This window comes from Pseudopedobacter sp. (assembly GCF_040392825.1).
Classification (GTDB): Bacteria; Bacteroidota; Bacteroidia; order Sphingobacteriales; family Sphingobacteriaceae; genus Pseudopedobacter.
In genome coordinates, this window is the sequence record NZ_JBEBVH010000160.1 from 1 (window position 1) to 9236 (window position 9236).

Consider the following 9236-nt stretch of genomic DNA (forward strand, 5'->3'; position numbering starts at 1 on the left):
TGGAGTTGTTTTAGAAATAAAAATTTTCTTCTTCTCCCCCTTGAAAAAAATTAAATACCAAAGCTATATTAACATAATGCAAGTACATTATATGATAATTATGTAATTAAAAAAAACCAGATGATTCTGGGTTTCAAACATATTCTAATTAATGACATAACCATCATTTTGTGGATAATCTGGTCCCAATAAATTCAGTTGAGCTCTTGGGATTACCCAATTGACCATATATGGCCTGATGATTCTACGAGCATCATTTCTATATGGAAACGGATCTGTCGGTGTATTTGCATGTCCTGTAGTCTGATTGGTATCAGAGCTTTCGTCTCCGGGACGACCGTAACCGGCATGTTCTTTCACAAATTCATATAACTTCCCGGTTCTTTTCAACATGTACCATCTACGACCTTCAAAAGCTAATTCACGGGCTTGCTCATCTAAGATATCCTGTAAAGTTAGACTATTTAACGCTGTAGCGCCAGCGCGTTTTCTAACCGCGTTAATTTGTCCTAAAGCGGTTTTTGAAGTACCTGGGTCTGCAGAAGTTCCAATATTGCCTAAATTTAAATTAGCTTCAGCTGCAAATAAAAAGGTTTCAGCCAATCTGTACATCATTCTGTTCATGGTGTGTGCATCAACTGTTGGAACTCCAGTAGTAGGAAAAAACTTTTTACAACCGGTAGTGAGTCTAACAAAAAACAAATGTCTGTTATTTCCCGTGGTTCCAAACTCCTTCCAATCCGGATGTTCTATTTTTGAACCCAATACTTTTCCGGCTGGCAACGTTGCCGGGTCATTATAGAAATAATCTTTGATGTAGTAAGTTCCTTTAATACGTGTATCATTCGGATCGCTCAGCAATAGATCTCTTAAATAATTATTTACGGTTAACCAACCGAAACCACGCCCACCTTGCTCAATGGAATATTTCGACCCTGGAATCAGCTCCGCATAGTTAGGCATTAAATTAAAATTTATTTTGTTGGGATTTCCATCTATTGATTCCTTATACTGTAAAGTCCATAAAGATTCCTTATGGTTTAAATCTCCGGCAAAGACCTGTCCTGTGCTAGGCTGCAACGAATATGTACCGGTTTGTGCAATAATTTCTTCTGCTTGAAGCTTAGCCTCGGGCCAATTTTTCTGCCATAAAGCAACTTCTGCTTTTAAATGTCTGGCAGTAGCTTGATTTACCCGACCAACTTGATAACTGGCCCAGGTTAAGTTTTCAATTGAATAAATAAGATCTCCGTTAACTAATTTATAAATATCGGCTTCAGGAGTTTTACTATTTATTGTTCTGAAAGCAGTTTCAAAACTTGTCGGTTCTGTCGTTATATAAATATTATTAAATGTTTTAAATAAAGTAAAAACAGCATTTGCTCTGAAAAACTTTGCCTCAGCTAAAATTTGTCTTCGTTTAGCTTCATCAATATTCGAAAGCCTCTCTCCTGCTGCTATAATCGCATTTGCCCTGTCTACGATTTTGTAATAACTATTCCACCAAAATGAATGTACCGAGCTGTTATCTGCGTTTACACCTTGCCTCATTAAACCATAGTTGGATATTTCTCCACCCCTTGGTACTGTAAGATCATCTTTAGCATCTATAATTAAGCTGTTAGAACCATTGTTCTCGCCATTATCAAAAAAAGCTCTCTGAAGATTGTATAAACCAACAACTCCGGCTTCTAAGCCTTCTGGTGTGTTGTAAACAAAATCAGCGCTAAATTGAGACGTTGGTTTTTCTGCTAAATAATCTTTACATGAATTAAAAGAAAGCATTACTGTTAAACACAGACTTAAAATGCCCTTTATATTTAAATTATTGTTAATCATGATTTTACATTTTGAAAATTGAACCATTACATACTAAAGACCGATATTTAAACCAATGGTAAATGATTGAGCATCAGGAAAATCATTCGGATTGTTTTCCGGGTTATATGATTTATATTTTGTAGATGTCCAAAGGTTTGTTCCGGTAAAATAAACTCTCAAACTGCTTAAATGTGCTTTAGATAGTACCGTTTGGGGTAAATTATAGCCCACAGATAATGTTCTTAGTCTGAAATAAGATGCGTCAGTAATGTTTAAAACGCCAATGTTCGCTGGAGCTGTGTTAAAATTCGGTCTTGGATATGAATTGGAAGGATTTTCTGGTGTCCAGTAATCTACTTTTATCCCATTTCTAACGGATTGAAATGTTCCTCCCTGATTGAAGTCGCTCAAATATGGATTCCGCTTTGTAGCCCCTTTAACGAAATAAAAATCTGCCAATAAATCTATTCTTTTATAATTGAAATTGGTAGCAAAAGATCCGAACCAATCTGGCTGTGTTCTAATTTTTACTTTATCCAAATCGTTGATTATTCCATCGCCATTAACATCTTTTACCCTAATTGCTCCGGCAGTTAATGAAGCAGGACTTTGGAAGTTAGGCGTATTTGCCTGGGGTGAAGATTTTGCTTCTTCATCAGTTTGGAAAATCCCATCAAAAACATGTGAGAAAATAATATTTATTGGGCTTCCAATAAAGCGCGAGTTGTTTTCGTCGTCTCTCGGATTGCCATTTATATCTGTTAAACCAGTTTTAACAATTTCATTTTTATTTTTTGCGAAAGTGGTGTTAATGTTCCATTTGAAATCCTGGTTTCTAACAATTGCGTAATTGAGCAAGAGTTCTATCCCACTATTTTTTGACTCTCCTCCGTTAGAAATAGTGCTGGTAAATCCAGTTAAGGAATTAACGGGAATGGTTAATAGCAAATCGGTTGTATTTGTTGAGTAGTAATCAATAGATCCGGTTATTCTATTTTCGATTAAGCCGAAGTCTAAACCAGAATTAAAAGTTGTTGAAGTTTCCCAGGTAATTCCTGGATTTGGCAATTGACTTCCCGGTAAACTACCTCCATAAACATTCCCGTTGAAAACGTAGTTATGTACATTAACCAAGCCCAGTGTTTGATATGGATTGAGAGCCTGATTTCCTACAGAACCATAACTTACTCTAAATTTCATTTCATTAATCGCTTTAACATTTTTAAGGAAACTTTCTTCGTGTGCTTTCCATGCAAATGCTGCTGCCGGGAAAAATGCCCATTTATCATTTTGGGAAAAAACAGAAGCGCCGTCTTGTCTTGCAGTAAAAGTAAATAAATACCTATTCAGTAAATTATACCTTATTCTTCCCATATAAGATAATAATCTTCTTCTGTCTTCTACTCTTGTGGTTTTAAAATTGAGTGCACTGCTAATTCCATCGTAGCCTAAAATGTCATTTGGAAAATTATTGGCATTTGTTGTGGTTACGGAATTATCAATTTGATTTATAGACTGAACTGCTGTGATATCAAATTGGTGAATATCATTGATGTTTAAATTGTAGTTTAAGATATTCTCCACAAGATATTCTTGTCTTTTAAGATCTGAAACAACTGCTTTTCCGTTAACAGAGCCCATTCCTTCCTGATGTAAGCGTGTTCTATACGAACCTTCGTCTACATTCCTGTTGCTAAATAATGTGTTAATCTTGTAACTAAGATTATCTAATATTCTATAATTACCCACTAAATTGATGTTATAAAAATTTGATTTTACGTCATTTGCAGACTCTTTTATACTCCATAGTGGATTAATTGTACTGCTACTTGCATTGGCTCCGGCTACGTTGTTTACTAAATTTCCATTAATATCGTAAGGTCCTGTAAAAGGACTTATTGTAATGAAATCTAAACCTGTAGTCTCTTTTCTTTGCTTATCTGTAACTGTGTTGAGATTGGCTTCTATACTGGCTTTATTATTGATTTTATGGTTTAAGTTTAAGCGAAAATTACCTCTTTTGTAACCAGATGAAGGAATTAATCCAGATTGATCAAAATAGTTTAAACTGGAAAAAACCTTTGTATTAGCGCTTCCGCCATTAATACTAACTGTACTGCTACTAATTTTACCGCGTCTTAAGACCTCATTTTCCCAATTAGCAAAGTTTCCAGCCGCATAGTTTATATATTCTGGTGCAGTTGCTCCACCAAAATTATCGGCATCATTAGTTAAATATTCCCCAGAATTATTGGTCCTTTTTGCTTCCCTTCTAAATTGGGCAAACTCTTCCGGGCTATATAAATCAAAATTTTTAGTAAGCTTTTGATGTGTAAAATAAGTACTGGCATTTACATTGGTTTTTCCTTCTATACCTTTTTTTGTAGTGATAAGAATTACACCATTAGATGCTCTTGCACCATAAATGGCCTGGGAAGATGCATCTTTTAAAATCTCCAGCGAGGCTATATCATCCGGATTAACATCGTTGATATTTTCTATTGGGAAACCATCCAAAACGATTAAAGGCGAATTACTACCAGTGATTGATCTTTGACCACGTATCAGTATATTGGAAGTTCCGCCAGGTCTTGCAGATCCCAGTGTTACGGAAACTCCTGCCGCCTGTCCTCTAATCATTTCTGAAATATTTGTCGTAGGAATTGCTGTTGCTGTATTTACGTTGATAGTAGACACTGCACCGGAGACATCGCTCCTCTTTTGTGTACCATACCCCACCACAACTATTTCACTTAATGCCTGGCTATCGTTGGTTAAGGTTATATTTATAGTTGTCTGACTTCCAATTTCGGCTTCTTGCTTTAAAAAACCTATGTATGAGAAAATCAATGTTGTTGCACCATCTGGAATCACAACTTCGTAATTTCCATTCACGTCAGACACAGCCCCGGACGTTGTACCTTTTACCATTATACTCACGCCAGCTAAGGGTTGCCCTGCTTCGTCTACAGTTTGGCCTTTTATAGTCTTTATTTGTACTACTGCTTTATATACAGCATTCCCTATATTCTTATCGTTAGCAAAAAGTATTATTTTATCGCCATGTATCTTATAATCTATCCCTAAAGGAATTAGCTTTTTATTTAAAAAAGTCTTTAAAGATTCGTTTTCCAGACTGGAATTTAATTTTCTACTTGCATCAATAGCTGTAGGACTATAAATAAATTCAATTTTATATTTTTCGGTAATACTTTTCAAAACATTCTTAATAGTACTGTTTTGTAGGGCAATACTAATTTTTGAATCCAGAACTGCCTGACCATTAGCAGGCTCTGCAATACTTAAGGTATTGAAAGCTATTAACAGTAAAATTTGTGCAAAGGATATTCTCATCACAGTCTTTAAATAGACAATAATTAGCTTTTTTTTCATAAATTTATTTTTTGTTCGTTTTACATGATTCGGACATTTTTATGCCGATAGTCTCGCACACTGTCGGCTTTTTTTGTTTATCTGGTTTAGTTGTTATTTCTACATAAGCGCTAGATTAGAGATGAATAAATATTTCTATAAAACCTATTGACAGCCTTTTCCGTCAATCAATATTTTTGTGTTCTCTATTGTATATTTTGCTCCAATTGATGTGCAAAGTAACTCCAGCTTTTTAAATAAATCTTCATCGTTCAAATTGCCTGTAAATGTGCAAGAATGGAGTTTTGGATTATTTAATTCAATTTTAAGCCCATACATATCTTCCAATGCATTGACTACAGTTGTTAAAGGAGAATCTGAAAAAGAAAAGGCGACCTCGGTTTCATATTCTTCCATATTCTTTTTCATCGGCTTCGGAGAAGAAACAATAGTGGATGTAAATTTATCTGCTTGCGCATCGAAAGTTAACTTCTGATTGGGTGTTAACACCACTTGTTTTGCTGAAGCTAATACAGATTTTTCTTCTACCCAAACTTTACCAGTCATTACTTCAATAAAATTCTGTGTAATATCCTTTTTAGACTGAACCAGAAAACTGGTACCTAAAACACGTATGGTATTGTGATGATTATGTATCAGGAAAGGTCTCTTTTTATCTTTTGCTACGTTAAAAAATGCCTTACCATTTAGATATACTTCTCTTTGTTTTTTAGAAAATCCTTTTGAATAACTTATAGAAGATTGAGGATATAGTTTAACAGTAGTTCCGTCTGCTAACAGTACATCTTCTATCATATTGCTGGCGTTGGTTGTTTCAATTTTATTGCTACTTAATAAATATGAAACCGGAACCAAACGCGTGTAATTGTAATAGAATAAAGCAGCTATTAACAAAGAAGCTGCAGCTGTTAGTTTATAAAAGGTGTATAATCGCTTATTATTAAATCTTTCGTTAGGAACTGTAATACGTTTTATGCTATTCCATAAACGGTAATCTATCTCGTCTATCTTTAGGTCTTCAAGTTTTTGAGACGAAATGTTAAGATCGTTGTACCAGTCTTCTACAAGCCTTTCTTCCTCTTCTGTACACTTGCCTTGCAGATATTTCTTTAATAATTCTTTATATGCGTCTATACTCATTTACTTATTGGTTTGTATAAGTAAGTAAACGAGAGAGACTCGGACCCTAAAAAAATTATGAAAAAAAGTAAAATATAATTAAAGCATAATCCTTGAGAAAATTTTTCAAGGATTTTAATGACTGTGTTATATGGTATTCAACGGCTTTCTCGCTAATATTAAAGTTTTTTGCAATTTCTTTGTTGGTAAGAAGTTCAAATCTGCTTAATCTAAAAATATGTTGGGTTTTTACAGGAAGTTTGGCAATTCCCATCTCTATTCTTGAATTCAGTTCTTTAAGATTATAAACTGACTCAATAGAATCTAACTGGGTTTCACTGTCTTGCTTATAATGTATATATTTTTCTTTTACGAGTTGATTTTTAATATAATTAATAACACTGTATCTAACAGCTGTTGCTAAATAAGCTTTTAAATTGGAAATCTCTTTAGATGTTCTTTTCTCCCATAAATCTATGAAGATATTCTGGACTATTTCTTCAGCTGTTTCTGTGGAATTAACTTTTTGGAGAGCTAAGCTGAATAAAAACTTCCAGTTTTTATCGTAAATATCCTTAAAAGCAAGTTCATCACCTTGTTTAAGACGGTATAAAAGCTCATGCTCTGAAACTTCAATTCTGGACATTTGATTTATAACTGGTTAAACAAATATAATTAAATATTACTCCCCAAAAAAAGTTTTCTTTTTCGAATCTATGCTATGCTGTCCGGCTGATAAAACAAGCTAACCATAATTAAAACGAGTTTATATGTGATTACAATAATAAAAAAGCATGCTCAATTTTCTATTAAGCATGCTTTAAGTTTATGTTGTATTTTATCTAATTTTTTATAAAAATGCCGTCTCTTTTCGCGGTCAAACGTACATTTAGCTGTTAATATTTGTAATCTGAATATTGAGTTGTTGTCCTAAATCTCTTATTTTATCGATATCATTTGGAGCAATAAATATCAAAGAAAAACCTTTCTTACCTCCCCTTGCTGTTCTTCCGCTTCTATGTGTATAATATTCTAGCTGATCTGGCAAATCATAATGGATAACATAATTCAGGTTCTGTACATCAATTCCACGGGCAGAAATATCCGTAGCTATCAATGTTTGTAAACGTTCTGATTTAAAAGCCCGCATTACTTTTTCTCTGTCTCTTTGTCCCATGTCACCATGAATGGCTTCTACTTTAAAGTTTCTGGCATATAACTGTTTAGAAAGAGTTTCGGCATTTTTTTTAGTCCGACAAAAAACAATACCTCTGCTTTTGGAATTCTCCTTTAAAAAACGAGCTAACACGTCCAGCTTATCTTTTAAATCAACAACAACATATTTATGCGATATATTTTCGTTAACAATCTGCTCTTTGTCTATTTCAACCTTAAAAGGTTCTTTCATGTATGTCGTTATGATTTCATTCAGAGCAGACGGTATGGTGGCAGAAAATAACCACGTGTGTCGTTGTCCATTAGTGTACTCCAAAATTTTATCAATATCTTTCTTAAATCCCATACTCAACATCTCATCAGCTTCATCCAAAACTAAGGTTTTGATATTATCTAGACTAATGGCTTTCCTCTCCAAAAGATCTATCAATCTACCCGGAGTAGCTACCACAATGTGTGTAGCTCGCTTCAGTCTACCTATTTGAATATCTATTTTTTCGCCACCGTAAACAGCTTCAGTAAATATTTTTTTATCACAGTATTTTGTAAAACGAAATAACTGTTTTGCAATTTGCTGTCCCAATTCTCTTGTGGGGCATAGTATTAGAGCTTGAATAGCAGGAAGATTTGTGTCTATATGATGAAGAATAGGCAAACCAAATGCAGCTGTTTTTCCTGTTCCAGTTTGAGCTTGACCAATAAAGTCTTTTCCTACTTCCATTAAATACGGAATAGCTTCCTCCTGGATTTGTGTTGGTTTAAGGATATTATTTTCTTCTAACGCCTGGATAAACTTGTCAGAAATACCCAGATCTTTAAATGTTTTAGCCAATTTATTTTGTTTTTGGCGAATATACGCAGCCTTTATAGATATACCACTTTTTATTTCAATACATATTCAATACCACCCTCCAGATGTTTTAGAAATAAAGAGTCAGAATAACATTCGTTACGATGGCCAAGACCTGTATAAAAAACCTTTCCGCCATCAAACTCATGATACCATGAAATGGGATGCTTGCCATTCATAGTTCCACCTGTATAACTACTTTCATCCAATTCTAAAAGTACATTTATATTGGGATTAACATTCTTAAAATTATACCATTCATCTGTATAACGAAATTCATTACTTAAATGTCTTGTTGATAAGTGTTTATTATTGCTTACTTTTATTTTCGCTTCCTGTATTTTTGGATGGTTAATAAAGAAAGCACCTACCAATTTCCCGTACCACTCCCATTCATAACAAAAATCGGTGGCAGCGTGTATACCCACATAACCTCCCCCATTATTTATATATTTTTTAAAAGCAACTTTCTGCTCATCTGTAAATACATTTGTTCCTGTTGGATTTAAAAAAATTAAGACATTATATTTCTTCAGAAATTCTGAGGTGAAATCATTTGGATTTTCAGAAAAATCGATTTGATATCCTTTATCCTTTGCCAATTTAGACAGGCTTTCCTTAGCTATTTCAATACTTTTATGTCTATATTTTTGAGTGTATGAAAAAACAAGCAGAGTTTTTGTTTTTTTCTTAAAAGCAAAACCCGTAACAGAAAAAAGAAGAAAAGTTACGGTAAATAAAAAGAATAATTTTTTCATGTCTGATAATCAATAAATAAAGGATATTGAACTTATTTAATATAGTTTTTAGATAACTAATTTATAAATTAATAGTCCAAATTGAGAATTATAATTAATACGGGATGTTAAAACCTTTA

Annotated in this window: 6 protein-coding genes; all 6 read right to left on the reverse strand. The window is 33.7% G+C overall.

Annotation, left to right across the window (positions count from 1 at the left end; translation table 11 throughout):
• Window positions 1-144: 144 nt before the first annotated feature.
• Complete coding sequence (locus tag ABWO41_RS11840; RefSeq protein WP_353137975.1) at window positions 145-1839, reverse strand: RagB/SusD family nutrient uptake outer membrane protein; 1695 nt, start codon at window positions 1837-1839, stop codon at window positions 145-147.
• A gap of 33 nt (window positions 1840-1872) precedes the next feature.
• Entirely contained in the window at window positions 1873-5214 is a 3342-nt protein-coding gene (locus tag ABWO41_RS11845) for a SusC/RagA family TonB-linked outer membrane protein (protein ID WP_353137978.1), read from the reverse strand.
• Between the two features lie 144 nt (window positions 5215-5358).
• Window positions 5359-6354, reverse strand: coding sequence for a FecR family protein (locus ABWO41_RS11850; RefSeq protein ID WP_353137981.1), 996 nt, complete (start codon window positions 6352-6354; stop codon window positions 5359-5361).
• A 55-nt stretch (window positions 6355-6409) separates the two neighbouring features.
• On the reverse strand, window positions 6410-6979 hold the full coding sequence (locus tag ABWO41_RS11855; protein ID WP_353137984.1) for an RNA polymerase sigma-70 factor: 570 nt from the start codon (window positions 6977-6979) through the stop codon (window positions 6410-6412).
• A gap of 243 nt (window positions 6980-7222) precedes the next feature.
• Window positions 7223-8341 carry a DEAD/DEAH box helicase gene (locus ABWO41_RS11860; protein ID WP_353137987.1) on the reverse strand — a complete coding sequence of 373 codons (1119 nt, stop codon included), beginning with the start codon at window positions 8339-8341 and terminating at the stop codon, window positions 7223-7225.
• A 50-nt stretch (window positions 8342-8391) separates the two neighbouring features.
• Entirely contained in the window at window positions 8392-9117 is a 726-nt protein-coding gene (locus tag ABWO41_RS11865; RefSeq protein ID WP_353137990.1) for a ThuA domain-containing protein, read from the reverse strand.
• Window positions 9118-9236: the final 119 nt, after the last annotated feature.

Excerpts from the sequence above, each read along its gene's own strand:
- ABWO41_RS11840 (WP_353137975.1), bottom strand. The coding sequence starts at position 1,839 with ATGATTAACAATAATTTAAATATAAAGGGCATTTTAAGTCTGTGTTTA.
- ABWO41_RS11845 (WP_353137978.1), bottom strand. The coding sequence starts at position 5,214 with ATGAAAAAAAAGCTAATTATTGTCTATTTAAAGACTGTGATGAGAATA.
- ABWO41_RS11850 (WP_353137981.1), bottom strand. The coding sequence starts at position 6,354 with ATGAGTATAGACGCATATAAAGAATTATTAAAGAAATATCTGCAAGGC.
- ABWO41_RS11855 (WP_353137984.1), bottom strand. The coding sequence starts at position 6,979 with ATGTCCAGAATTGAAGTTTCAGAGCATGAGCTTTTATACCGTCTTAAA.
- ABWO41_RS11865 (WP_353137990.1), bottom strand. The coding sequence starts at position 9,117 with ATGAAAAAATTATTCTTTTTATTTACCGTAACTTTTCTTCTTTTTTCT.